At 71.6% G+C, this 22,786-nt stretch carries 24 protein-coding genes; 11 read left to right on the top strand and 13 right to left on the bottom strand.

What is annotated here, in order from left to right; translation table 11 throughout:
* Nucleotides 1-49 precede the first annotated feature (49 nt).
* From ACFV0Q_RS19435 to ACFV0Q_RS19425, 3 genes are all read right to left on the bottom strand, one after another.
* Nucleotides 50-1,429, bottom strand: coding sequence for a DUF2637 domain-containing protein (locus ACFV0Q_RS19435; protein WP_385006894.1), 1,380 nt, complete (start codon nucleotides 1,427-1,429; stop codon nucleotides 50-52).
* 107 nt (nucleotides 1,430-1,536) lie between these two features.
* Complete coding sequence (locus tag ACFV0Q_RS19430) at nucleotides 1,537-2,352, bottom strand: DUF3558 domain-containing protein (protein ID WP_385006892.1); 816 nt, start codon at nucleotides 2,350-2,352, stop codon at nucleotides 1,537-1,539.
* A gap of 134 nt (nucleotides 2,353-2,486) precedes the next feature.
* The gene (locus ACFV0Q_RS19425; RefSeq protein WP_385006890.1) at nucleotides 2,487-3,386 is read right to left on the bottom strand and encodes a hypothetical protein; all 900 of its coding nucleotides are present in this window, start codon (nucleotides 3,384-3,386) and stop codon (nucleotides 2,487-2,489) included.
* 186 nt (nucleotides 3,387-3,572) lie between these two features.
* Between ACFV0Q_RS19425 and ACFV0Q_RS19420 the strand changes: the two genes are divergently transcribed.
* The gene (locus ACFV0Q_RS19420) at nucleotides 3,573-4,766 is read left to right on the top strand and encodes an RtcB family protein (protein ID WP_385006888.1); all 1,194 of its coding nucleotides are present in this window, start codon (nucleotides 3,573-3,575) and stop codon (nucleotides 4,764-4,766) included.
* Between the two features lie 48 nt (nucleotides 4,767-4,814).
* Here ACFV0Q_RS19420 and ACFV0Q_RS19415 read toward each other — a convergent pair whose 3' ends face one another.
* From ACFV0Q_RS19415 to ACFV0Q_RS19405, 3 genes are all read right to left on the bottom strand, one after another.
* Nucleotides 4,815-5,648 (bottom strand): hypothetical protein, encoded by an 834-nt coding sequence (locus ACFV0Q_RS19415; RefSeq protein WP_385006886.1) that lies wholly within the window; start codon nucleotides 5,646-5,648, stop codon nucleotides 4,815-4,817.
* 282 nt (nucleotides 5,649-5,930) lie between these two features.
* Nucleotides 5,931-6,698: an SDR family NAD(P)-dependent oxidoreductase gene (locus ACFV0Q_RS19410; protein WP_385006884.1), complete on the bottom strand. Its 768-nt coding sequence runs from the start codon at nucleotides 6,696-6,698 to the stop codon at nucleotides 5,931-5,933.
* Nucleotides 6,699-6,768: 70 nt separating this feature from the next.
* On the bottom strand, nucleotides 6,769-7,101 hold the full coding sequence (locus ACFV0Q_RS19405; RefSeq protein WP_266576782.1) for a YnfA family protein: 333 nt from the start codon (nucleotides 7,099-7,101) through the stop codon (nucleotides 6,769-6,771).
* 108 nt (nucleotides 7,102-7,209) lie between these two features.
* Between ACFV0Q_RS19405 and ACFV0Q_RS19400 the strand changes: the two genes are divergently transcribed.
* Nucleotides 7,210-7,677, top strand: coding sequence for a hypothetical protein (locus ACFV0Q_RS19400; protein ID WP_385006882.1), 468 nt, complete (start codon nucleotides 7,210-7,212; stop codon nucleotides 7,675-7,677).
* Here the strand turns inward: ACFV0Q_RS19400 and ACFV0Q_RS19395 are convergent.
* From ACFV0Q_RS19395 to ACFV0Q_RS19385, 3 genes are read right to left on the bottom strand one after another with little or no spacing between them, the layout of a single operon-like run.
* On the bottom strand, nucleotides 7,665-9,332 hold the full coding sequence (locus ACFV0Q_RS19395; RefSeq protein ID WP_385006880.1) for an FAD-dependent monooxygenase: 1,668 nt from the start codon (nucleotides 9,330-9,332) through the stop codon (nucleotides 7,665-7,667). The genes ACFV0Q_RS19400 and ACFV0Q_RS19395 overlap by 13 nt on opposite strands.
* 39 nt (nucleotides 9,333-9,371) lie before the next feature.
* Nucleotides 9,372-10,109, bottom strand: a complete 738-nt coding sequence (locus ACFV0Q_RS19390) for a Mut7-C RNAse domain-containing protein (protein WP_385006878.1) — start codon at nucleotides 10,107-10,109, stop codon at nucleotides 9,372-9,374.
* 54 nt (nucleotides 10,110-10,163) lie between these two features.
* Nucleotides 10,164-10,580: a winged helix-turn-helix transcriptional regulator gene (locus ACFV0Q_RS19385; protein WP_385006876.1), complete on the bottom strand. Its 417-nt coding sequence runs from the start codon at nucleotides 10,578-10,580 to the stop codon at nucleotides 10,164-10,166.
* A 168-nt stretch (nucleotides 10,581-10,748) separates the two neighbouring features.
* On the opposite strand from ACFV0Q_RS19385, the gene ACFV0Q_RS19380 reads away from it, so the two are divergent.
* The gene (locus tag ACFV0Q_RS19380) at nucleotides 10,749-11,648 is read left to right on the top strand and encodes an NADP-dependent oxidoreductase (protein ID WP_385006898.1); all 900 of its coding nucleotides are present in this window, start codon (nucleotides 10,749-10,751) and stop codon (nucleotides 11,646-11,648) included.
* 350 nt (nucleotides 11,649-11,998) lie between these two features.
* Here the strand turns inward: ACFV0Q_RS19380 and ACFV0Q_RS19375 are convergent, their stop codons facing one another.
* Together ACFV0Q_RS19375 and ACFV0Q_RS19370 are read right to left on the bottom strand one after the other, a co-directional pair.
* Nucleotides 11,999-12,517 (bottom strand): GNAT family N-acetyltransferase, encoded by a 519-nt coding sequence (locus ACFV0Q_RS19375; protein WP_385006874.1) that lies wholly within the window; start codon nucleotides 12,515-12,517, stop codon nucleotides 11,999-12,001.
* Complete coding sequence (locus tag ACFV0Q_RS19370; protein ID WP_385006872.1) at nucleotides 12,514-13,134, bottom strand: hypothetical protein; 621 nt, start codon at nucleotides 13,132-13,134, stop codon at nucleotides 12,514-12,516. The genes ACFV0Q_RS19375 and ACFV0Q_RS19370 overlap by 4 nt, the downstream gene beginning before the upstream one ends.
* A 133-nt stretch (nucleotides 13,135-13,267) precedes the next feature.
* On the opposite strand from ACFV0Q_RS19370, the gene hemL reads away from it, so the two are divergent.
* The 8 genes from hemL (at nucleotide 13,268) to ACFV0Q_RS19330 (ending at nucleotide 21,588) form a co-directional block, all read left to right on the top strand.
* A complete protein-coding gene (hemL, locus tag ACFV0Q_RS19365) occupies nucleotides 13,268-14,590 on the top strand; it encodes a glutamate-1-semialdehyde 2,1-aminomutase (RefSeq protein WP_385006870.1) in 1,323 nt (440 codons plus the stop codon).
* A complete protein-coding gene (locus ACFV0Q_RS19360; protein WP_385006867.1) occupies nucleotides 14,587-15,261 on the top strand; it encodes a histidine phosphatase family protein in 675 nt (224 codons plus the stop codon). The genes hemL and ACFV0Q_RS19360 overlap by 4 nt, the downstream gene beginning before the upstream one ends.
* 163 nt (nucleotides 15,262-15,424) lie before the next feature.
* Complete coding sequence (locus ACFV0Q_RS19355) at nucleotides 15,425-16,654, top strand: hypothetical protein (protein WP_385006896.1); 1,230 nt, start codon at nucleotides 15,425-15,427, stop codon at nucleotides 16,652-16,654.
* Between the two features lie 138 nt (nucleotides 16,655-16,792).
* Nucleotides 16,793-17,425 (top strand): TlpA family protein disulfide reductase, encoded by a 633-nt coding sequence (locus ACFV0Q_RS19350; RefSeq protein WP_385006865.1) that lies wholly within the window; start codon nucleotides 16,793-16,795, stop codon nucleotides 17,423-17,425.
* Nucleotides 17,426-17,429: 4 nt separating this feature from the next.
* Nucleotides 17,430-18,206 (top strand): cytochrome c biogenesis CcdA family protein, encoded by a 777-nt coding sequence (locus ACFV0Q_RS19345; protein ID WP_385006863.1) that lies wholly within the window; start codon nucleotides 17,430-17,432, stop codon nucleotides 18,204-18,206.
* Nucleotides 18,207-18,219: 13 nt separating this feature from the next.
* A complete protein-coding gene (locus ACFV0Q_RS19340; protein WP_385006861.1) occupies nucleotides 18,220-19,977 on the top strand; it encodes a cytochrome c biogenesis protein ResB in 1,758 nt (585 codons plus the stop codon).
* A complete protein-coding gene (ccsB, locus tag ACFV0Q_RS19335) occupies nucleotides 19,974-21,059 on the top strand; it encodes a c-type cytochrome biogenesis protein CcsB (protein ID WP_385006859.1) in 1,086 nt (361 codons plus the stop codon). The genes ACFV0Q_RS19340 and ccsB overlap by 4 nt, the downstream gene beginning before the upstream one ends.
* 25 nt (nucleotides 21,060-21,084) lie before the next feature.
* Nucleotides 21,085-21,588 (top strand): SRPBCC domain-containing protein, encoded by a 504-nt coding sequence (locus ACFV0Q_RS19330; RefSeq protein ID WP_385006857.1) that lies wholly within the window; start codon nucleotides 21,085-21,087, stop codon nucleotides 21,586-21,588.
* Here the strand turns inward: ACFV0Q_RS19330 and ACFV0Q_RS19325 are convergent.
* On the bottom strand, nucleotides 21,564-22,121 hold the full coding sequence (locus ACFV0Q_RS19325) for a hypothetical protein (RefSeq protein ID WP_385006855.1): 558 nt from the start codon (nucleotides 22,119-22,121) through the stop codon (nucleotides 21,564-21,566). The genes ACFV0Q_RS19330 and ACFV0Q_RS19325 overlap by 25 nt on opposite strands.
* A 92-nt stretch (nucleotides 22,122-22,213) precedes the next feature.
* Entirely contained in the window at nucleotides 22,214-22,681 is a 468-nt protein-coding gene (locus tag ACFV0Q_RS19320) for a MarR family winged helix-turn-helix transcriptional regulator (RefSeq protein WP_385006853.1), read from the bottom strand.
* Nucleotides 22,682-22,786 lie beyond the last annotated feature (105 nt).

The raw sequence follows: 22,786 nt of genomic DNA, 5'->3' as shown, positions 1-22,786 counted from the left end.
CCGCACCCCTCGGGGGTGCGGGCCCTTGCGCGTCGCGGGTCGTCCCGGCCTACGCGATGTGTTCGTTCTCCAGGTCGCGCTGGTAGCGCTGCTTCAGCTCCGGCATCAGCCGGCTGATCGTGGTGAAGCTGCGCGGGTGCGCGATGCCGTGCCGGTCCGAGAGGTATATGTCGACCTGCTCCGGGCTCGGAACCTTGCCGTTCTCCTCGATGTACGTCCGGAAGACCTCGTACGCCGCCTCCGCGAACTTCACCTCGTCGATGTCGTCCACGGCCGCCGGAGCCTCCCCCTGCGCGCGGGGAGCGGGCACGGCCGCCGGGTCCGGCAGCTGTTCCTGCGCCGGGCCCTGCTGCTCCTGGTCCTGCTCCGGGCCCGTCGGGGCCATGACCGGAATCGGCTCCAGGCCTTCCACGTACTGGGGGTTGTACTCGCCCTTGTACGCGGCCTGCGGGGCCAGCGGCGCCGCGAACCAGGCGCTGTTGTGCGCGGCGGGCATGGCCGTCGGGTCCACCGCGAAGGGCGGCGGGGCGTGCGTGACGGCGGGCAGCGGGCCGGGGGCGCCTTCCGGCTGCGGGGCCGGTTGCGCGGCCTGGGCCTGGGTCAGCTGCGCGGCCTGGGCCTGGGCCTGGGCCTGCGCCTGCGCCTGGTCCGGCGTCTGCGGTTGCGGGGCCTCCTGAGACGCCGCCTCCAGCGCGGGGGCGGCCATCGCCGTGGCCAGGACGGCCGGGGGCAGCAGCGCCGGGTCGATGCCCGCCGCCGCCAGCCCCTCCGGAGCCGTCTGCGACAGCGGCACCCCGATCCGCGCCAGCCGCAGCGGCATCAGCGCCTCCACCGGGGCCTTGCGCCGCCACGCCCGGCCGTACCGCGCCTGGAGCCGCGCCTGGTAGATCAGCCGGTCCTGCTCCATGCCGACCGCCTGCTCGTAGGAACGCAGCTCCCACAGCTTCATCCGGCGCCACAGCTTGAAGGTGGGGACGGGGGAGAGCAGCCAGCGCGTGATGCGCACGCCCTCCATGTGCCGGTCCGCGGTGATGTCCGCGATCCGGCCCACCGCGTGCCGGGCCGCCTCGACCGTGACCACGAACAGGATCGGGATCACGGCGTGCATGCCCACGCCCAGCGGGTCCGGCCAGGCCGCCGCGCCGTTGAACGCGATCGTCGCCGCCGTCAGCAGCCACGCCGTCTGGCGGAGCAAGGGGAACGGGATCCGGATCCACGTCAGCAGCAGATCCAGCGCCAGCAGCACGCAGATGCCCGCGTCGATGCCGATCGGGAACACCAGCGAGAAGCTGCCGAAGCCCTTCTGCAGCGCGAGCGCGCGCACGGCGGAGTACGAACCCGCGAAACCGATGCCCGCGATGACCACGGCACCGGCGACCACGACACCGATGAGTATCCGGTGCGTACGAGTCAGCTGCATCGCGGCCACCCGCGATCCCCTCCCCTTGTCGAGCCCCTTGTCGAGCTACGGCAGGCACAGCGTACGGGTGACTTCGCGTCACCCGTCCCCGAGGGCCCCCTACCGCCCGCCACCCACTACATCGCGGAACCCGAACCCGACGGCGAAGCGGAAGCGGAAGGCGAAGCGGAACCCGACGGAGCCTGCTCGGGAGCGGCGTCACCCTTGTTCGCGGAGTCGACCGAAGCCACCGTCTCACGGGCCGCCGCGATGGCGTCCTGGAGCAGCTTCGCCTGGTCCGGCGCGCCGGCACCCTCGTACGCGGCACCGTTGAAGTCGAGCGTGACGACCACGTTGTGCGTGCGGACCACGACGGTGGTGTTGAGGAAGTCCACGTCCTTCTTCACGCCGTAGGCGACCGACGAAGCCTGGTCGCCGACCCCGCCGGCCTGCTCCACCTTGACGTCGTGCGCGCCCTCGGCGGTCTTCGCCAGCTCGATCTGCTTGTTGTACTGCTCCTCGGCGCGCTTGTCACCGCTGCCGAGCGAGGCGTGCGAGTCGTAGCGGACCATGGAGACGGAGAGCCAGCGGTACTGCGAACCCTTGGTGCCGTCCGTCTGGAGGCCGTTCCAGGAGCAGCTGGCGCGGTTGGCGAGGTCGTTCGACTTCGCGGCCGTACCGTTCTTCTCCTTCGCCTCGGGAACGAAGGACTCTATGCTCTTCGCCGCGATCGACTTGCAGGGGTCGGGCAGCTTCGCGAACGCCACCTTCTCGAGCGCGGCCGGAGTCTTCCCGCCGCTCGGCTTGGCGGACGAGGAGGCCGAGGACTTCTTGCCGGACTCCGTGCCCGAGGACTTCCCCGAGTCGGACGAGCAGCCGGCGGCGGCGAGGACCACCGGGACGACGGCTGCGCAGGCGAGAACGCGGGTGAGGCGCGAGGCTGATCGGTGCATGGTTCCTTCAGACGTTGGGGTCTTCGTGGGGTCTTCTTACGGGCGCGGGACCCGGGCAACGGTAGCCCGACCGGGCGCCCGCCTGCTGTGCGCGCCGTCACGCAGGCCCCGTACGCCCCCTCGCGGCAGGGCCGTCACTCGTTGAAACGCTCGGCCAGGGCCTGCGCCAACTGGCGCGCCTTGTCCTGCGTTTCCGCACTTGAGGGGATCGAGCCGGGGGCGGAGGGCTGCACGCTGTACTCGACGGTGACGAGGACGTTCGAGGTACGGAACACAATCCGCACGGTGCGCGACTGGGCGGCGCTCGCCCCGGCCGCGCTCAGCTTGTCGTCCAGGTACGCCTCGTTGCCGAGCTCCTCCAGCACCCGCGAGCCGAGCTCGGGCGGGGTGGTGGGGGAGGGCGAGGCGGAGGCGGACGGGGAGGCGGGCGCTTCGGTACCGGGGCTCGCGGACGGGTTCGCGGGCGGGCTCGCGGACGGGCTCGCGGGGGGCGCGGCCGGGGATCCGCTGGGCGTCCCGCCCGGGGATCCGCCCGGGGATCCGCTCGGGGTGGTCACCGGACCGGGGAACGGCAGGTGGGCGTCCGTCAGCCGGCGCACGAACACCTTGTGCGCCTTGTCGTCGTCGCTCGCGGCGGCGCGGTCGTACGAGACCACGCGCTCGAAGACCACCGACAGCAGCAGGGTCCCCTCGGGCGCCTGCGCGCTCCAGCGGCAGCCGACGTGCCGGTCGCCGTCGAAGGAGGGGTCCGCGGTCCCGGCGTAGAGCCGCTCGCGCTGTTCGGTGGTGAGGGAGTCGGTGGCCGGGAGCATGGCCTTGAGCCGCTTGGCGTCGGCGGCCTTGCATGGCTGGGGCAGGCTGCGGTACTTGCCGGGCTGGGCGGGCGCGGCGGTGCTCCCGCCGCCCTTCTGGTCGCTGGTGATGCCGATGCCGTTGCCGTCGGTGCACCCTGCGAGACCGGTCACGCCGGCCGCGAGGGCGGTGACCATCGCGATGCCGGGCAGGACTCGTCGGCGTACCGCCTTGCGCTCCACGTCCACTGGCTCCCTTGTCCCCTTGGGAAAATCCGTTGCCGCGACTTGGGCACGGATGGACACAATGTCTATCGCACACGCTGGTGCCGGCGCCGGTTCCCTGACTGCTTTGGGATGTTGAGCGAGGCTTTTTGCGTATTCCGAACTTCCTGTTGTTTTCTGTGGTTTCCGGGGGATTGACGTCATATGTCGTATGTAGAGGTATCTGGGGCGAACGTCCCGATCCGGATGTGGACGGATCCGGCGTCGGTCGAGGACAGCGCGATGCGTCAGCTGCAGAACACGGCGGGGCTCCCGTGGATCAAGGGTCTGGCGGTGATGCCGGACGTCCACTACGGCAAGGGCGCCACGGTCGGCTCGGTCATCGCCATGAAGGACGCGGTCTGCCCGGCGGCGGTCGGCGTCGACATCGGCTGCGGCATGTCGGCGGTGAAGACCTCCCTCACGGCCAACGACCTCCCGGGCGACCTCTCGAAGCTCCGCTCCCGCATCGAGCAGGCGATCCCGGTGGGCGCGGGGATGCACCGCGAGGCAGTGGACCCGTCGCGGCTGTACGGCTTCGGGGAGTCCGGCTTCGGGGACCTGTGGGAACGGTTCGACTACGTCGCGGACGCGGTGAAGTTCCGGCGGGACCGAGCTTTGCGACAAATGGGGACACTTGGCTCGGGAAATCATCACCAGGAAGTCAATATCGATCAGGAAGGTGCAGTGTGGCTCACACTGCACTCCGGATCCCGAGGCATCGGCAACCAGCTGGCCGAACACCACATCGGCGTCGCGCGGGGGCTCTCCCACAACCAGGGGCTGGTCGACCGGGACCTCGCGGTCTTCCTTGCGGCGACCCCGGAGATGGCCGCGTACCGGAATGACCTGTACTGGGCGCAGGAGTACGCCAAGTACAACCGCGCCGTGATGATGAGCCTCATGAAGGAGGTCCTCCGCAAGGAGTTCCGGAAGGCGAAGGTCTCCTTCGAGCAGGAGATCAGCTGCCACCACAACTACGTGGCGGAGGAGCGGTACGACGGCATGGACCTGCTGGTCACGCGGAAGGGCGCGATCCGCGCCGGTGGCGGCGAGCTCGGGATCATCCCCGGCTCGATGGCGACCGGCACGTACATCGTGAAGGGCCTCGGCAACAAGGCTGCCTTCAACTCCGCCTCCCACGGGGCGGGCCGGCGGATGAGTCGTACGGCGGCCAAGCGGAGGTTCTCGACGCGGGACCTGGAGGAGCAGACCAGGGGCGTCGAGTGCCGCAAGGACTCCGGTGTCGTCGACGAGATCCCGGCGGCCTACAAGCCGATCGAGCAGGTCATGGAGCAGCAGCGAGACCTCGTGGAGGTCGTGGCCAAGCTCCGGCAGGTCGTCTGCATCAAGGGCTGAACGCAGGAGGGGCACCGCGCAGGCGGTGCCCCTCTCGCGTTGTCGAATCTACTGCGGTGGGGCGACGACTCGTCCGCTGCGGATCCGCCAGAGTCGCATGGCGCAGCTCTGCTCGGTTCGGTCCAGGGCGAGTGCTGCAGCGGCCGCGTCGTTGAGGCGGAGCAGTTCCCGGTCGTCCTTGTCGGTCCAGCGGCGTCGTGGCGGGGCGACCCTCATGTCCGCAGGGCGCACCCAGGCCTGGATGGAGTCCGCGTTCGCCTTCTTGTGAGCGAGGGCGAGACACCCGTCGTAGTAGAGGTGCCTGGCCAGCTGCTGGGCCGTCTCTTTGTAGTAGCAGACGTTGTAGACGCCATCGCGAGTGTTGCGGGAGATGGTGCGCTCGGTGCCCGTGATCTTCTTGCCGTAGTGGCACAGGTATGCCGCAATGGCGGTGCTGGCGGATGTCAGCGACAGGAAGGGGAAACCCTGTGCGGTCCAGCCGAGGGATCCGTCGGCGTCGATGATTCCGCGGAGGTAGTCGCGGCGCGAGAAGTCCGTGCGGGGCGGCTTGACGCTGAAGGATTTCTTGCCGTAGGGAATACCGAGCTCGTTGACGATGGTCCTCGCTTCGAGTGAGCAGACGGACCAGGTCGCCGAATGGTGGGACTCGGCGAAGTTCGTGCTGCGGACCCGTTCGGTGATGGAGCTGTAGTGCGGCGTGAGCTGCTGGAACTCACGGAGGATGTGGATGTCTCGCGCGTTGATCTCGGCAGTGAGTTTGCCCTTTTGGCCCCTGCCCTGCGCCAGGTGCCCGTCCGCCTGGAGGAAGCCGAACATGTAGGCATAGCGGGGGTCTTGGAGGTCCATGAAGCGCGTGGGGGCGCTAGGGTCCTGGTCAGCCATGGGAAGTGCCCTTCCTCGTTGGTGAGGCCCTCGGCTGGGACTGCCATCCCGGTCGGGGGCCGTTTGTGTTGTCACCGAACGTAGGTATGGCTTCGGGCGACTTCAGGGCATTCGTGGGGGCTTCACTCGAACGTGTGGCGGAATCCCGCGTTCCATCGATGTGGGTGGGTTCACGATGCCGAGGCCGCTCGGATCCTGTTGGCGGACGCGGCGAGGGCCGCCGGGCTGAAGCCGGCGGCCCTCGTGCCGCGGTGGAAGGCGGCGGGGGTGGTTCCGTAGGGGCTACAGGTCGCGGTGGACCTTGGTGTTCGAGGCCTGGGCGCGGGGGCGGACCACCAGGAGGTCGATGTTGACGTGGCTGGGCCGGGTCACGGCCCAGGTGATGGTGTCGGCCACGTCGTCGGCGGAGAGGGGGTCGGCGACGCCCGCGTAGACCTTTTCCGCCTTCTCGGCGTCGCCGCGGAAGCGGGTCTTCGCGAACTCCTCCGTCTTGACCATGCCCGGGGCGATCTCGATGACGCGGACGGGCTGGCCGACGATCTCCAGGCGGAGGGTCTCGGCGAGGACGCGGGCGCCGTTCTTGGCGGCGACGTAGCCGGCGCCGCCCTCGTACGTGGAGTGGCCGGCGGTCGAGGACAGGACGACCACCGTGCCGTCGCCGCTCGCGGTCAGGGCCGGGAGGAGGGCCTGGGTGACGTTGAGGGTGCCGATGACGTTGACCTCGTACATCGTGCGCCAGTCGGCGGGGTCGCCGGTGGCGACGGGTTCGGCGCCGATGGCTCCGCCGGCGTTGTTGACGAGTACGTCGCAGCGCTCGAGGGAGGCGGCGAAGGCGTCGACGGCGGCGCGGTCGGTGACGTCGAGGGCGTGGGCGGTGGCCTCGTAGCCGGCGTCGGTGAGGTCGCCGGCGAGGGCCTCGATGCGGTCCTTGCGGCGGGCGGTGAGGACGACGTGGTAGCCGGCCGCGGCGAGCTGCCGGGCGGTGGCCGCGCCGATTCCGCTGCTCGCGCCGGTGACTACGGCGGTTCGGGTGGCCGTGCGCGTGCTCATGGGCGGGGCTCCTCGTTCGGTCGTGGGCTCGTTCGTTCGTACGGGCGATTGCTCGCCAGCATAGGTGGGGTCAGCGGCGGGGCGCGTACATGATCACGGCCATCCCGGCGAGGCAGACGAGGGCGCCGGTGACGTCCCAGCGGTCGGGGCGGTAGCCGTCGGCGACGACGCCCCAGGCGAGGGATCCGGCGACGAAGACGCCGCCGTACGCCGCGAGGACGCGGGCGAAATCGCCCTGGGGCTGGAGGGTGGCGACGAATCCGTAGAGGCCCAGCGCGATGACCCCGGCGCCGATCCAGGCCCAGCCCTTGTGTTCGCGTACGCCCTGCCAGACCAGCCAGGCTCCGCCGATCTCCAGGAGGGCGGCGAGGAGGAAGAGGGCCGCGGAGCGTGCGATGAGCATGGCTGGAAGCCTACGCAGGCGAATGGAGGTGGGCTCGCCCTCGTTCGTGTGATGGTCCGACCGGGGGGCGGGCGGGGTGGTTAGCGTCCGCGCGAGGAGGTGGTGGCGGTGCGCCGTGGTGCCGTACGGAGTGTGGTGGTGGCGGGCTTGCTGGTGCTGGGCGGCGCCGGGCCGGCGGGTGCGTGGGCCGGGCCGGAGGCCGACGTGGCCTACCACGGGCGGGTGTCCCTGGGGCAGGGGCGGCTGAAGGTGTGGATGGTGCCGGAGAACGAGGGGCCGTCCGCGGTGCCGAACGCGACGGTGCGGGTGCGGCTGTCGGTGGACCTCGCGGACCGGCAGGAGCTGGCCGGGGGGTGTGCGCGGGCGGGGCAGCGGGAGGTGGTGTGCGAGACGGGGGCGCTCCCGGAGCACGGGAGGGGGCGGCACATCGGGCTGACGCTGGCGTTGCGGGAGCGGCCGTCGGAGGTGGTGGTGCGGATCGACACGTGGTGGGACGGCGGGGCGACGGACCGGAACCACGCCAACAACGATCACGTGGTGCTGGCGCTGGACACGGGTGACGGTTACGCCTTCTGAGGGTCCCCCGGCTTGGGGAGGGGCACCGGCAGCAGCCATCCGTAGACGGCCGTGGCGAGCTCGGCGTCGGTGGCCCGGGGGGCGCTCCAGGCGAGGTATCCGTCGGGGCGTACGAGGACGCAGTCGGTACGCGTGTTCGCGGCCCAGTGGCGGTGGGCGAGGGCGGCTCCGGGCGGGGTGGCCGCGCCGGGCGGGGTGATCAGGACGAAGCCGCCGGTGCGCAGGGCCTCGTAGAGCCGCTCCCCGTCGGCGAGGGCGAGGTCGGGGGCGCGCCGGCCGGCGGGGGTGGGGCGGTGGGTGCCGGGCGGCGGCGGGTAGGCGATGCCGATGCCGGAGATGACGCCGAGGGCGCGGTCCTGGGCGGGGCCGATGCGGGACAGGAGGGCGGCGCCGAGGCCGCGGGCGGCGCGGCGGGCGGGGGTGGCGGCCATGACGGCGCGGACGAGGGCGCCGCTGACGCGCAGGACGGTGCTGCCGACGGGGTGGCGTTCGCGGTGGTAGCTGTCGAGGAGGGCTTCGGGGTCGGGGGTGCGGCCGTGGAGGGCGGCGGCGAGTTTCCAGGAGAGGTTGGCGGCGTCCTGGAGGCCGGTGTTCATGCCGAGGCCGCCGGCGGGGGAGTGGACGTGGGCGGCGTCGCCGGCGAGGAAGACGCGGCCGACGCGGTACTGGGGGACCTGGCGCTCGTCGCTGTGGAAGCGGGACATCCAGCGGGGGTCGTGCACGCCGTGGTCGGTGCCCAGGGCGTCGCGGAGGATGGCGCGGAGTTCGTCGAGGCCGACGGGGTCGGTGTCGGCGGGCGTGGGGGCCTCGGCGGGCGTGGGGGTGCCGACGGGCGTGGGGGTGCCGGCGGGGGCGTCGCGGCGCCAGCCGATGGCGCGGTACCAGCCGTCGCCGAAGGGGACGAGGAAGCCGAAGGCGTCGGCGTTGCCGTTGACGGCGAGGAGGTCTTCGGGGGGCTCGGTGAGGCGGACGTCGGCGAGAACCATGGAGCGGACGACGGCCTGGCCGGGGAAGGGGAGGCCGAGGGCCTGGCGGACGGTGGAGCGGACGCCGTCGGCGCCGACCACGTGGCGGGCGTGGAGGTGGCGGGTGGGGGCTGCGGTGGTGCCTGCGGTGGTGGTGGCGGTGGCCCCGGCGGTGCCTGCGGTGCCTGCGGTGGCGGTGCCTGCGGTGGTCGCGGCCGGGGCGGTTCCCGGGGGCTGGACCTCGAGGGTGACGGTGTCGCGGTCCTGGCGGAGGCCGATGACCTGACAGTCGTATTGGATGTGCACCCCTGTGGACAGCGCGCGGCGCTCCAGGAGTTTCTCTGTCTCATATTGGGGGGTGATGAGCACGAACGGAAAGCGGGAGCGCAGGCGTTGGAGGGTGAGGGCAGTGGAACCGAAGGGGCGTACGCGGTCGATCCGTCGGCCGGCGGAGACGAGTTCGTCGGCGAGGCCGCGCGCGTCGAGGAGTTCGAGGGTGCGGGCGTGGACGGCGAAGGCGCGGGTGAGGTTGGCGGCCGTCTGCGGGCGTCGTTCGACGAGGGTGACGGAGAGTCCGGCGGCGGCCAGGTCGCCGGCGAGCAGGAGCCCGGTGGGTCCCGCGCCGACGACCGCGACGTCGACGATGTCCTGGGGGTCTGCGGCGTGGACGGTGTCCTCGGCGGCGGTCATGTCCGCAGAGTCTGCCAGCCGGGCCCCTCCGGGGGCGGGTTACGCGGCGGCGCCGCCGCCGAATTCGGCCATGGCTTCGCCGACGATCCCTTCCAGGCGGGCGTGGTGGGCGCCGCGCCAGTAGACGCGCTCGCAGTCGGTGCACTGGGCGAAGACGTCGTACGAGCGCTGCGTGCCGTGTTCCAGGCGGTCGCCCACGCTGTCCTTGTCGGCCTCGCGCAGCGGGCCGTTGCATGCGGTGCAGCGGGTCCAGGGGGCGAGGGCGGGGGCGAACCGGCTGAGGACGTCGCGGAGTTGTTCGTCGGGGTTGTCGCTGTAGACGTACGCGCCGGCGAAGATCTCGCGGCGGCGCAGCAGGCCGCGGTCGCGGGAGAGCAGGACGCGGCGTTCGGCGGCGGAGCGGGTGGCGAGGGCGGGGTCGCCGATGTCCTCGTTCTCGTAGGCGGCGTCGACGCCGAGCAGGCGCAGGCGGCGGGCGAGGGTGCCGAGGTGGACGTCGAGGAGGAAGCGCAGCGGGGCTTCGGGAATGCGCTGGGGGCGGTCCACGCCGAACACCTCGACGGACTGGCCCGCTTGGGGCACGTACGAGACGGGCACTTCCCGGCCGTCGACGAGGAGGCGGCCGACCTCGGTGAGCGGGACGCCGGCCGATTCGACGACGTGGCCGATGCTGGAGGCGCCGTCGGTGGTGGTCGGTACGCGGTCCGCGCGCCGGCTGGGCGGGGCGAAGAGGCGCAGTTCGGGGGCGAGGGTGAGCTGAATGCCGGGACCGTTCACGGTCCCAGCATGCCATTGGGGGGTGGGGTGGCGCGGCTGAATTAGGTGGCTGGATCAGGTGGTCGTGGTGGCTTGGTCGTAGGCGTCGCGGTGGGCGTTGACGTCGTCGAAGTGGGTTTCGGCCCACTGCTTCACGGAGGAGAGGAGGCAGCCGAGGCTGCTGCCGAGTGCGGTGAGGGTGTAGTCGACGCGGACGGGGACGGTGGGGGTGACGGTGCGGGTGACGAGGCCGTCGCGTTCGAGGGAGCGGAGGGTCTGGGTGAGCATCTTCTGGCTGACGCCGGGGATCTTGCGGCCGAGGTCGCTGTAGCGCAGGGAGTTGGTGTCGGCCTGGCCGAGGGCGCTGAGGATGAGGCCGACCCATTTGTCGCTGATGCGGGCCAGGAGCTGGCTGGTGGGGCATTCCTTGACGAAGGCGTCGTAGGCGGCGCGGGCTTCGTCGCGGCGGGCGGCGGCGGTGCGGGTGGCCATGGTTGCCCACTTCCGGGTCGGGTACGCACTCCGGAGTGCGTACTTACGAAAAGAGAGTACCTCTCCGTAGGTTAGTGGTCATCGGGAAGGGCCCGAACCGGTCTACAGGGGAGAAAGAAAATGAGCGAGCAGCGGCAGCAGGAGCGTCAGGGTCAGCCTCAGCGGACCATGCGGGCAGTGGTCGTGGAGGGCTTCGGCGGTCCGGAGCGGGTGCGGGTGGCCGAGGTGGAGGTGCCGCGGCCGGAGGCCGGGCAGGTGCGGATCCGGGTCCGGGCCGCCGGGGTGAACCCGGTGGACGGGGCCGTCCGGGCGGGCGTCTTCGGCGGGGCCGGGCAGCGGCTGGGGCTCGGCTGGGACGTGGCGGGGGAGGTCGACGCGGTCGGCGCGGGGGTGGAGGGCTGGACGGTGGGCCGCCGGGTGGTGGGGCTGCACTACGGCCCGGTGAAGCCGCTGGGCACGCACGCGGAGTACGTGGTGCTCGACGCCTCGGCGGTGGCGGCGGCCCCCGTGACGGTGGACGACGCGGCCGCGGCGGCGCTGCCGCTGAGCGGGCTGACGGCCGCCCGGGCGGTGGAGCAGCTGGGGCTGGCGCCCGGCGACTCCGTGCTGGTCACGGGTGCGGCGGGGGTGGTGGGCGGCCTCGCGGTGCAGCTGGCCGTCCGGGCCGGGCTGGTGGTGACGGCGCTGGCGGGGGCCGGGGACGAGGGGCTCGTACGGTCGCTGGGCGCGGCGGGGTTCGTGGAGCGCGGCGGGGTTCCGGCCGGGCCGGTGGACGGGGTTCTGGACGCGGCGGTGCTGGGGGAGGCGGCGCTGGCCTTCGTCCGCGACGGCGGGGTGTACGTGGGGCTGCGGCCTCACGCGGGTCCGGCGGCGGTGCGCGGGATCCGGGTCGAGGAGCAGGAGGTCGCTGCCGACGGGGCCCACCTGGAGCGGCTGGTGTCGCTGGTCGACGCGGGGTTGCTGACGCTCCGGGTGGCGGACACCTTCGACCTGGCCGACGCCGCCAAGGCCCACGAGACCCTTTCCGTCCCGGGCACCCGGGGCCGCGTAGTCCTCACGACGGCCTGACCGGTGTGCCCGGCCTGACCGGCGGGCCTGGTGTGCCCAGCGGGCCCGGTGTGCCCGGCCGCCGGGCCGGGGGCCCGCCCCGTGGCGGTATCGGTACCGGTGCAGGGGGCTGTCGGCGGGGGTGGGGCCTGCGGCGCTCCTCCCCGCCCCGCCCTTCCCCCGTTCCCTGGGGCTCCGCCCCAGACCCCGCGCTTCAAGCGTCGGCGGGGCTGGGGGTGGTCGGCTTCGGACCCCGCGCTTCAAGCGCTGGCGGGGCTGGGGGTGGGCTCGGCTTCGGCCCCCGCGCTTCAAGCGCTGGCGGGGCTGGGGGTGGGCTCCGCCCCGGCGCCAGCGCTGGCGCGGCTGGGGGCCTAGGCCTGTAGGGCGAGGCGCCAGTTGTTGCTGGGGTGGGGGGTGCCTGGGGGGTATTCGAAGTCGACCTGGCCCAGGTTGGTGAAGCCGGAGTGGTGGCAGACGGCGTTTGAGGCCGGGTGGTCGGTGCCCGGGAAGGCGTGGAGGGCTCGGCGGGTGCCGTGGGTGTGGAGGTAGGTGACGAGTTCCGCCAGTGCGGACGCCGCCAGGCCCTGGCCCTGGAACTCCGGGAGCACCGCCCAGCCGGTCTCGTACACCGGCTCGCCGCGCCACTCCCGTTCCCAGAATCCGATCGACCCGGCCGGCTCTCCGTCCAGGTCCACCCGGAACATCCGCCCGGCGGACGGCTCCCGCGCGCTCAGGGCCTCGTAGCGCCGCTGCCGGTCGGCGAGCTTCTCCTCGGACTCCGGCCCGCCGAGGTACCGGGTCATCTCCGGCGTGTTGCACCGCCGCAGCATCCAGAAGTCGCCCTCGGACCACGGCGACAGCCGTACCCGCGATCGAGAGGCGTCGGTCACGGCCAGACCAGGCAGTACGGCTGGTGGCCGGCTTCGTGGAGGCGGTGGGAGAAGTCCTGCCATTCGTGGAGGAGCTGGTAGACGTTGAAGGCGTCGCGGGGGCCGCCGCGGTCGGGGACCGTCGACCAGATGAAGGCGGCCGCGCCGACGGACTCCTCGCCGACCCCGCGCAGCGGGTCGACGACCGTCATCGGCAGCTTGACCACCGCGTAGTCGGGGTGCAGGACGACCAGCTCCAGCGGCGGCACCTTGTGCAGGGGTATGCCCTCGATGCCGGTCAGGACCATCGCGGCGACCGTCTCCGGCTTGATCTTGCTGAACATGCCGCCCATGCCGAGCTCGTCGCCGCCGAGCTCCTCCGGCCGCATCGTCTGCGGTACCCGCGCGGCGGTGGCGCCGTCGGGGGCGCCGAAGTACTTGTACGTCACTCCCATGCCGCGGCCCCGGGGGAGGCCGTCCGCGCCGTCCGGGTCGTCAGGGGTGCGGGTGGGTCCCGGTACGGGATCGGCGGCCTCGGCGCCCCGGCGCCGGTGCTTGCCGCGGCGGGCTCGGGCATCACGGGCGCGCTGCGGATCCAGGCCGTCCGTACCCTCGCCCGGTCCACCACCGCGTTGCATATCTCCACCCGACTGGTATTGCCTGCCCCGGCCCCGCGGCCCCCGCCACGCAGCCTGATCATCATGGCAGTGACCTCCCCCGCGGCGGCGCGGTGAAACGCCCGTCCGCAAGTCAGTCGCGGCCTCTGAGACCATGGCTGGTGTGAGCTACCCGTACCCGTATGAAGCCCCAGTTTCGCAGACGCTCTTCGAGCGCGCGTCCCTCGTGACCCCCGGCGGCGTGAACTCTCCCGTGCGCGCCTTCCGCGCCGTGGGCGGTACGCCCCGGTTCATGGTGTCCGGTACCGGTCCCTACCTGACCGATGCCGACGGGCGCGAGTACGTCGACCTCGTCTGCTCGTGGGGGCCGATGATTCTCGGCCACTCCCACCCCGAGGTGATCGAGGCCGTACAGGCCGCGGTCGCCCGCGGTACGTCCTTCGGCACGCCCGGCGAGGGCGAGGTCGCCCTCGGCGAGGAGATCGTCGCGCGCATCGAGCCCGTGGAGCAGGTGCGCCTGGTGTCCTCGGGCACCGAGGCGACCATGTCGGCGATCCGGCTGGCCCGAGGCTTCACCGGCCGCGCCAAGATCGTCAAGTTCGCCGGCTGCTACCACGGTCACGTCGACGCGCTGCTGGCCGCCGCCGGTTCCGGCCTGGCGACCTTCGCCCTGCCCGACACCCCCGGCGTGACGGGCGCGCAGGCCGGCGACACGATCGTGCTCCCCTACAACGACCTCGACGCGGTCCGGGCGGCCTTCGCCGCGCACCCCGGCGAGATCGCCTGCGTGATCACCGAGGCGGCGCCCGGCAACATGGGCGTGGTGACCCCGGGCGAGGGCTTCAACCAGGGGCTGGCCGACCTGTGCCGCGAGAACGGCGCGCTGTACATCTCCGACGAGGTGATGACCGGATTCCGTACCTCCCGCGCGGGCTGGTACGGCGTGGACGGGGTCAAGCCGGACCTGATGACCTTCGGCAAGGTCATGGGCGGCGGCTTCCCGGCGGCGGCGTTCGGCGGCCGCGCGGACGTCATGGGCCACCTGGCCCCGGCCGGTCCGGTCTACCAGGCGGGCACGCTCTCCGGTAACCCGATCGCCACCGCCGCCGGCCTCGCGCAGCTGCGGCTGCTGGACGACGCGGCGTACGCGAAGGTCGACGCGGTGTCGAAGGAGATCCAGGGCCTGGTGACGGAGGCGCTGAGCAAGGAGGGCGTGGCGCACCGGCTGCAGACCGCGTCCAACATGTTCTCGGTGTTCTTCACCGCGGACGAGGTCCGCAACTACGACGACGCGAAGAAGCAGGAAGCATTCCGCTTCAACGGGTTCTTCCACTCGATGCTGGCGCAGGGCGTCTACCTGCCGCCGTCGGCCTTCGAGTCCTGGTTCGTGTCCACCGCCCACGACGAGCGCGCGATCGAGCGCGTCGCGGCCGCGCTGCCCGCCGCCGCCCGAGCCGCCGCGGAGGCGACCGCATGAGCGACATGACCGTCGTCCACCTGATGCGGCACGGCGAGGTGCACAACCCGGACGGGGTGCTGTACGGGCGCCGGGCCGGGTACCACCTCTCGGAGCTGGGCCGGCAGATGGCCGACCGGGTCGCCGAGCACCTCCAGGACCGGGACGTCACGTACGTGGTGGCCTCGCCGCTGGAGCGGGCCCAGGAGACGGCCGCGCCGATCGCGAAGGTGCACGGCCTGGAGCTGGCGACGGACGGCCGGCTGATCGAGGCGGGCAACGTCTTCGAGGGCAAGACCTTCGGCGTCGGCGACGGCGCGCTGCGCAAGCCCGGCAACTGGAAGCACCTGACGAACCCGTTCAAGCCGTCCTGGGGCGAGCCGTACGTCGAGCAGGTCGTACGGATGATGAGCGCGATCGAGTCGGCGCGGGACGCGGCGCGCGGGCACGAGGCGGTGGCGGTCAGCCACCAGCTGCCGATCTGGATCGTGCGCAGCTTCGCGGAGAAGCGGCGGCTGTGGCACGACCCGCGGCGGCGGCAGTGCACGCTGGCTTCGCTGACGTCGTTCACGTACCAGGGCGACAAGCTGGTGTCGGTGGGCTACAGCGAGCCGGCGCGGGACCTGGTCCCGGCGCACCTGCTGGCCGGGGCGAAGCCGGTGAAGGGCAAGTCGAAGGCCTTCGGGGCGTAGCCCCTGGCCGGGGTTTTCCGGGCTCCGGGTCCCGCCCAGGCGGGACCCGGAGGGCAAGCGCCGGTCATGCGTTGACCTAATTTCATACAAGTCCCGCACCGAGTGTCGTGTCGGTGGGTTCACATCGCTGGATTGTCCGTTTATATGACATTTCATGAGCGATGTGCGCGACTTCAGCCGAAGGGGAGTGCTCGGACTCGGACTTGGCGCCGCCGCCGCGATGGGGATCGCGGGCTGCGGTGCCGGAGGCGGCGGATCCGGGCCCGGCAAGCCCGGCCCGATAACCACGGGCGGCGGCTCCACGCCGCATCCGGTCCGCCCGATCGGCGACGGCTCCACCGCCGACACCGGTCCGCAGCCGCACCAGCCGCCCCGGCCCGTGCCCCTGGAGCCCGGCGAGACCCCGCCGCAGTTCGTCGTCTTCAGCTGGGACGGCGCGGGGGAGATCGGCAACGGCCTCTTCCCCCGCTTCCTGAAGCTCGCCAACGACCACGGCGCGGCGATGACCTTCTTCCTCTCCGGCCTCTACCTCCTCCCGGAGTCGAAGCGGGACCTCTACCGCCCGCCCAGCAACCCCGTCGGCGCCTCGGACATCGGCTACCTCAAGGACGAGAACGTCCGCAACACGCTCCACTTCGTCCGTCAGGCCTGGCTCGACGGGCACGAGGTGGGGACCCACTTCAACGGGCACTTCTGCGGCGGTTCCGGTTCGGTCGCCCACTGGACCCCGGACGACTGGCGGAGCGAGATCGACCAGGCCGTGTCGTTCGTCACCAACTGGCGCACCAACACCGGCTTCACCGACCTCGAACCGCTCCCCTTCGACTACCGCAAGGAGCTGACCGGCGCCCGCACCCCCTGCCTCCTCGGCCAGGAGAACCTGCTGCCCACCGCCGCCGGCCTCGGCTGGCGCTACGACTCCAGCTCGCCCGGCGGCCTCCAGCAGTGGCCGGTGAAGAAGGAGGGCGTCTGGGACCTGCCGCTGCAGTCGCTGCCGTTCCCGGGGCACTCGTTCGAGGTGCTGAGCATGGACTACAACATCCTCGCCAACCAGTCGCGGAACACCACGAGGGGCGTGCCCGCCAACTACCCGTCCTGGCGCTCCCAGGCCACCGCCACCTACCTCGGAGGCTTCCGCCGCGCCTACGAGACCAACCGGGCGCCCCTCTTCATCGGCAACCACTTCGAGGACTGGAACGGCGGCATCTACATGGACGCCGTCGAGGAGGCCCTCAAAGCCATGGCGGACAAAAAGGATGTACGCCTCGTATCCTTCCGACAGTTCGCCGACTGGCTCGACGTCCAGGACCAGAAACTGCTGGCCAGGCTACGGACGCTGGCCCCCGGACAGGCCCCCGCCGGCGGCTGGGCCGCGTACCTCACGGCCGCGTGAACGGCGCTGAACGGCACTGAACGGCGCCGAGCGGCGCTCGGAGCTGCACCGACCGGCACCGACCGGCACTGACCAGCGCCTTAACACCCCGTCGGGGGGTGCGGAAGATCCGCAAATCGCCCATGCGAAACTTTTCACATGAGCCTTAGCCGCGCCCCCCGACGCCGCCGCTCGACCAGCGGCCGCGCCATCCTGCTGACCGCGGTGACCCTCGCGAGCGCCCTGACCCTGTCGGCGTGCAGTGACGGCGACAGCGGCAGCAAAGCCTCCGGCTCCGCCGGCGGCTACGTGACCGGCCCCAACGGCATCTCCACCGTCGCCAAGGGCGACCGCGCCGACGCCCCCAAGCTCGACGGCGAGACGGTCGACGGCAAGACCCTCGACACCACCACCCTCAAGGGCAAGGTCGTCGTCCTCAACGTGTGGGGCTCCTGGTGCCCGCCGTGCCGGGCCGAGGCGCCGTACTTCGCGAAGGTCTCCAAGGAGCTGGCCGACGGCGGCAAGGACGTCGCCTTCGTCGGGCTCAACACGCGCGACACCAGCAAGCAGAACGCCGCGGGCTTCGAGGAGAACTTCGGGATCACCTACCCGAGCCTCTTCGACCCGGACGGGAAGCTGATGCTCCGCTTCCCCAAGGGCACGCTCAACCCGCAGTCCATCCCCTCCACGATCGTCCTCGACAAGGAGGGCAAGATCGCCGCCCGCACCCTCGTCGCGGTCAACGAGCAGCAGCTGCGCTCGATGATCGACCCGCTCCTCGCGGAGCAGTGACCTCGTGGCCGCCCTGCACCTCCTCGCAGCCGAAGCCGCCGGCGTGAACACCACCGTCCTGAACGGTGCGCTGCTGCTGGCCCTGCCGCTCTCGCTGCTGGCGGGACTGGTCTCCTTCTTCTCCCCCTGCGTCCTGCCGCTGGTCCCCGGCTACCTGTCCTACGTGACGGGCGTCGGCGGGGCCGACCTCGCCGAGGCGCGCCGCGGCCGGATGCTGGCCGGCGCGAGCCTGTTCGTCCTCGGCTTCACGGCCGTGTTCGTCTCGACCGGCGCGCTCTTCGGCTACTTCGGTGACACCCTGGCCGCCAACAAGGACGTCATTTCCCGGGTGCTCGGCGGGCTGGTGATCGTCCTCGGGTTCTTCTTCATGGGGTGGATCCCCGGGCTGACGATGCGCGAGTTCCGCTTCCACAAGAAGCCGGCGGCCGGCCTGGTCGGCGCGCCGCTGCTGGGCGTGCTCTTCGGCGTCGGCTGGACCCCCTGCATGGGACCGACGCTCGCGGCGGTCAACACGCTCTCCATCGACCAGGCGACCGCGGGTCGCGGCGCCCTGCTCACCGTGGTGTTCTGCCTGGGTCTGGGACTGCCCTTCATATTCACCGCCCTCGCCTTCCGCAAGGCGCTCGGCGCTTTCGGCTGGGTGAAGAAGCACTATGCATGGGTGATGCGCATCGGCGGAGGCATGCTGATCCTGACCGGCCTGCTGCTCGTCACAGGAATGTGGGCCAGCATCGTGACCGACATGCAGAGCTGGACCGACGGCTTCACGGTCGGGATCTGAGGACTACACGCACATGAGTACGACCGACAAGGCGTCCACCGAGGCGCCCCACGAATCCGCGGAGACCGCCGCGGACGCCGCCGAGGCAGCGGAGACCGCCGCCGACGCCGCGGCCGGCGCGCAGCTGTCCACAGCCCCTGTGGAGGACAGCCCCACCGCCCCCGTCGGCATCGGCGTGATCGGCTGGGCGCGCTGGTTCTGGCGCCAGCTCACCTCCATGCGGGTGGCGCTGATCCTCCTCTTCCTGCTCTCCCTGGGCTCCATCCCCGGCTCCCTCATCCCGCAGACCCAGGTCGACGCGATGAAGGTCGCGGACTGGAAGAAGACCCACGAGTTCTGGGTCCCGGTCGCCGAGAAGCTCCAGCTCTTCGACGTCTACAGCTCGGTGTGGTTCTCCGCGATCTACATCCTGCTGTTCGTGTCGCTGATCGGCTGCATCGTCCCGCGCACCTGGCAGTTCGTCGGCCAGCTCACCGGCCGCCCGCCCGGCGCGCCCCGGCGCCTGGACCGGCTGCCGGCGTACGCGACGTGGCGTACGCAGACGCCCCCGGACGAGGTGCTCGCCTCGGCGAAGACCGTCCTGGGCGGCCGTCGCTTCCGCACGGAGGCCGCCGGCAACGCGGTCGCCGCCGAGAAGGGCTACCTGCGCGAGGCCGGGAACCTGGTCTTCCACATCGCCCTCATCGTGATGCTGGTGGCGTTCGCGGCCGGGCAGCTCTTCAAGTCCGAGGGCGGCAAGCTCGTCCTGCGCGGCAAGGGCTTCTCCAACACGCTCACCCAGTACGACGACTTCAAGTACGGCAGCCTCTTCTCCTCGGACGACCTGCCGCCGTTCTCGTTCACGCTGGACAAGTTCGACGCGACGTACGAGAAGACGGGCCCGCAGAAGGGCACCGCGCGCGAGTTCAAGGCGTACGTCACCTACAGCGAGGGCGCCCACGGCGCGCCGCGCAAGGGTGAGATCGAGGTCAACAAGCCGCTGGAGATCGACGGCTCCAAGATCTTCCTGCTGGGCCACGGCTACGCGCCCGTCCTCTCGGTGACGGACCCCAACGGCAAGGTGGTCTTCAAGGACGCCGTGCCGATGCTGCCCTTCGACGCGAACCTCAGCTCCTCGGGCGCGGTCAAGGTCCCGGACGGCTACCGCAACAAGAACGGCGACAAGGAACAGCTCGGCTTCAACGCCATGTTCGTGCCGACGTTCGCGGGCGAGGGCAAGGGCACGATGCTCTCGCAGTTCCCGGCGCTGGACTTCCCCGTCCTCGCGCTGAGCGCCTACCACGGCAGCCTGGGCGTCGACTCGGGCCTGCCGCAGAACGTGTACCAGCTGAACACCTCCAAGCTGCGGGAGTTCAAGGACGCCGACGGGAAGCTGTTCAAGAAGCGGCTGCTGCCGGGGGAGACGATGGAGCTCCCGGGCGGCGAGGGGACCGTCAAGTTCGAGGGCATCGAGCGCTGGGCGACCTTCTCGGTCACCCAGCAGCCCGCCAGCGGGCCGGCCCTCGCGGGCGCGATGGCCGCCATCGGCGGCCTGGCCGCGTCGCTGTTCATCCAGCGCCGCCGGGTCTGGGTCCGGGCGGTGCGCGGTGAGGACGGCGTGACCGTCGTCGAGATGGCGGGCCTGGGCCGCAGCGAGTCCGCGAAGCTGCCGGAGGAGCTGTCGGTGCTCTCGGCCGCGCTGTTCGAGCGGGCGCCCGCCGCGCCCGCCGCCGTAGAACCGGCTGAAAACGCAGAATCCGAAGATGAAGCCCACGAAGGAGAGCGCGCATGACGCTGCTCGCGGCCGCGACCAACGAGAGCCTGGCTGATCTCAGCAACAAGCTGGTGTACGCGTCGATGGCGGTCTACATGCTCGCCTTCTTCGCGCACATCACCGAATGGGTCTTCGGCAGCCGCAGCAAGGTGGGCCGCACGGCCGCCGCGCTGACGGCGGCCCGGGCCGGTGCGGCGGCTCCCGCCGTGCAGGTGCGGACCAAGGGCGGCGGCACGGCCGTCCTCGACAAGCCGCAGGTCGTCACCCGCTCGGCCGCCGGCACCCGGGACGTCCCGGACGGCCCCGGCGCGGCGGGCGGCACCGAGAAGGGCGACCTGTACGGGCGGATCGCGGTCTCGCTGACCGTCCTCGGCTTCCTCATCGAGGCGGCCGGCGTGGTCTCCCGCGCGATGTCGGTGCAGCGGGCCCCCTGGGGCAACATGTACGAGTTCTCGGTGACCTTCTCCACGGTCGCGGTCGGCGCGTACCTGCTGCTCCTGGCCCTGAAGAAGAACGTCCGCTGGCTCGGCCTGATCCTGGTCACGACGGTCCTGCTGGACCTCGGCATCGCCACCACCTGGCTGTACACCGCCAGTGACCAGCTGGTCCCGGCCCTGCACTCGTACTGGCTGTGGATCCACGTCTCCACCGCCATCTTCTGCGGCGCCGTCTTCTACATCGGCGCGGCGGGCGCGGTGCTCTACCTGTTCCGCGACGGCTACGAGAGCCACCTGGAGCAGGGCCGCACGCCGGGCCGCTTCCGTACCTCGGTGATGGAGCGCCTGCCCTCGGCGGCCTCGCTCGACAAGTTCTCGTACCGCATCAACGCGGCCGTGTTCCCGCTGTGGACGTTCACCATCGTCGCGGGCGCGATCTGGGCGGGCGACGCGTGGGGCCGCTACTGGGGCTGGGACCCCAAGGAGGTCTGGTCCTTCGTGACGTGGGTGGCGTACGCCTGCTACCTGCACGCGCGGGCCACCGCGGGCTGGAAGGGCCGCAAGGCGGCGTACCTGGCGCTGTTCGCCTTCGCCTGCTGGATCTGGAACTACTACGGCGTGAACATCCTGCTCAGCGGCAAGCACTCGTACGCGGGCGTCTGACCGCAGGCGGTGGGACGCTGGTGGTATGCCTCCCGTGAGTCATGCCACCAGCGAGCCGCGCGGCGAGGGCCGCTGGGCCGTCCGCTTCGAGACGCACGTGCCGTTCGCCTACGAGGCCGTGTGGCCCGCCCTGACCACGGCGGACGGGCTGTACGGCTGGTGGGCGGCGGCGGACGTGCTGGAACGCCGGCTCGGCGGGGCGGTCGCCCTGCGCCGGCCGGACACCGGGGCCGCGGTGTCGGGGAAGGTCACGGCCTGGGACGTCGAGCGGGTCGTGGAGTACACGGTCGGCGGTGAGGGGCGGATCCGCTTCCACCTCGACGCGGTGGGCACCGACTCGACGGTCGTCCGCTTCCTGAACGAGCGGGGCGGCTCCGACGAGGAGCGCCTCGACGGCCTCGCCGCCTGGCACGAGCGCTTCGAGCTGCTGGAGGCGGCGCTGGCCGGGCATCCGGTCGACTGGGCGGCCCGGACGGGAGCCCGCTGGTCGCAGTTGCGGGCCTCCTACGCGTCCTTCTCCAGGACGTAGGCCACGCGCCGGCCGGAGCCGGGGCCGGTCGTGGTGCCGCCGTCGAGGAAGAAGTACAGCTCCAGCGATCTGCGCGCGTCGCGGCGCAGCTCGAAGGTCCAGGAGTAGCGGCCGGGGGCCTTGGTGACGGTGCCGGCGCGGGTGGCGGTGCCGGTCGCGGCGGGCAGGACCAGGCGCAGGTGCTGGCCGAGGTTGCGGCCCGCGCCGCGGTCCTCGGTGAGGCGCCAGCGGGCGGGGCCGGAGAGCCGCCAGCCCGCGGCGTAGTCGCGTTCCTGGCCGTCGAGGAGGGTGACGGAGGCGCTGCCGTCGGCCTGGAAGACGACCTCGGTGCCGTCGACGCAGCGCCAGGTGCCCACGATCTCGGAGAGGTCGGCGTCGTAGACGGCCGGGACGGGCGGAGCGGCGTAGTGCTGCGGACTCCACCCGGTCATGGTGAGCAGGGCGCAGGCGAGCACGCCGTAGGCGAGGAGATTGCGCAGGATCGTGTCGACGATCCGCGGCCCGCCCTGCGTGGAGGCCCGTGACAGTGGCATGGGCCCATTCTGACAGCCGACTTGAACGTGTTCAATCACCTTTCAGGTCACATTGCCGCACGTCACGTCACCACACGTCACGTCACCACACGTCACCACACCGGCCGCAGCGGCGGAAGCCCCCCGTCCGGGTGCAGCGCGCGGACCAGGCGGGCGAGTTCGCCGCGCAGGGCGGCGATGTCGGTGTGCGCGGACAGCTCCGCCTCCAGGGCGTGCAGGGTCCGGCCCGCGACGGCGAGGTGCTCGGTGGCCGCGTCGGTCAGCACCACCAGCCTGCGCCGCCCGCCGCCGGGGTGCGGCTCGCGGCGGACGTAGCCGCGCTTCTCCAGGTCGTCCACGATCTGCCCGGCGGCCTGCTTGGTCACCCCGAGCCGCTCGGCGAGCTCGGTCGCGGTGGCGCCGGGGCCCTTGAGGGCCTGGAAGGCCATGCCGTGCACGGGGCGCAGGTCGCCGTACCCCGCCTCGTCGAGGCGGTGGGCGAACTCGCCGAGCAGCAGCTGGAAGCCGATCCCGAGGAGGAAGGTCAGCTCGACGTTCGCGTCGTCTTGGGGAGAGGTCACGTGAACATGGTGACACGGGCGAGTAAAACTTCGATAAAAAATAAAATTAAAAAAACAATAAAAACAGTTAACAAAACCAGTTTAAAAAAAAAAAAAAACACCCCC

It is taken from the genome of Streptomyces sp. NPDC059564, from assembly GCF_042735575.1.
Taxonomy (GTDB): domain Bacteria; phylum Actinomycetota; class Actinomycetes; order Streptomycetales; family Streptomycetaceae; genus Streptomyces.
The sequence above is the reverse complement of the archived record's forward strand: the minus strand, read 5'-3'. Positions and strand labels throughout refer to the sequence as shown.

Coding starts and splice junctions, on each gene's coding strand:
- ACFV0Q_RS19430 (WP_385006892.1), bottom strand. CDS start 2,352: ATGCACCGATCAGCCTCGCGCCTCACCCGCGTTCTCGCCTGCGCAGCC.
- ACFV0Q_RS19420 (WP_385006888.1), top strand. CDS start 3,573: ATGTCGTATGTAGAGGTATCTGGGGCGAACGTCCCGATCCGGATGTGG.
- ACFV0Q_RS19415 (WP_385006886.1), bottom strand. CDS start 5,648: ATGGCTGACCAGGACCCTAGCGCCCCCACGCGCTTCATGGACCTCCAA.
- ACFV0Q_RS19410 (WP_385006884.1), bottom strand. CDS start 6,698: ATGAGCACGCGCACGGCCACCCGAACCGCCGTAGTCACCGGCGCGAGC.
- ACFV0Q_RS19405 (WP_266576782.1), bottom strand. CDS start 7,101: ATGCTCATCGCACGCTCCGCGGCCCTCTTCCTCCTCGCCGCCCTCCTG.
- ACFV0Q_RS19395 (WP_385006880.1), bottom strand. CDS start 9,332: ATGACCGCCGCCGAGGACACCGTCCACGCCGCAGACCCCCAGGACATC.
- ACFV0Q_RS19385 (WP_385006876.1), bottom strand. CDS start 10,580: ATGGCCACCCGCACCGCCGCCGCCCGCCGCGACGAAGCCCGCGCCGCC.
- ACFV0Q_RS19380 (WP_385006898.1), top strand. CDS start 10,749: ATGCGGGCAGTGGTCGTGGAGGGCTTCGGCGGTCCGGAGCGGGTGCGG.
- ACFV0Q_RS19370 (WP_385006872.1), bottom strand. CDS start 13,134: ATGCAACGCGGTGGTGGACCGGGCGAGGGTACGGACGGCCTGGATCCG.
- hemL (WP_385006870.1), top strand. CDS start 13,268: ATGGCTGGTGTGAGCTACCCGTACCCGTATGAAGCCCCAGTTTCGCAG.
- ACFV0Q_RS19360 (WP_385006867.1), top strand. CDS start 14,587: ATGAGCGACATGACCGTCGTCCACCTGATGCGGCACGGCGAGGTGCAC.
- ACFV0Q_RS19350 (WP_385006865.1), top strand. CDS start 16,793: ATGAGCCTTAGCCGCGCCCCCCGACGCCGCCGCTCGACCAGCGGCCGC.
- ACFV0Q_RS19340 (WP_385006861.1), top strand. CDS start 18,220: ATGAGTACGACCGACAAGGCGTCCACCGAGGCGCCCCACGAATCCGCG.
- ccsB (WP_385006859.1), top strand. CDS start 19,974: ATGACGCTGCTCGCGGCCGCGACCAACGAGAGCCTGGCTGATCTCAGC.
- ACFV0Q_RS19330 (WP_385006857.1), top strand. CDS start 21,085: ATGCCTCCCGTGAGTCATGCCACCAGCGAGCCGCGCGGCGAGGGCCGC.
- ACFV0Q_RS19325 (WP_385006855.1), bottom strand. CDS start 22,121: ATGCCACTGTCACGGGCCTCCACGCAGGGCGGGCCGCGGATCGTCGAC.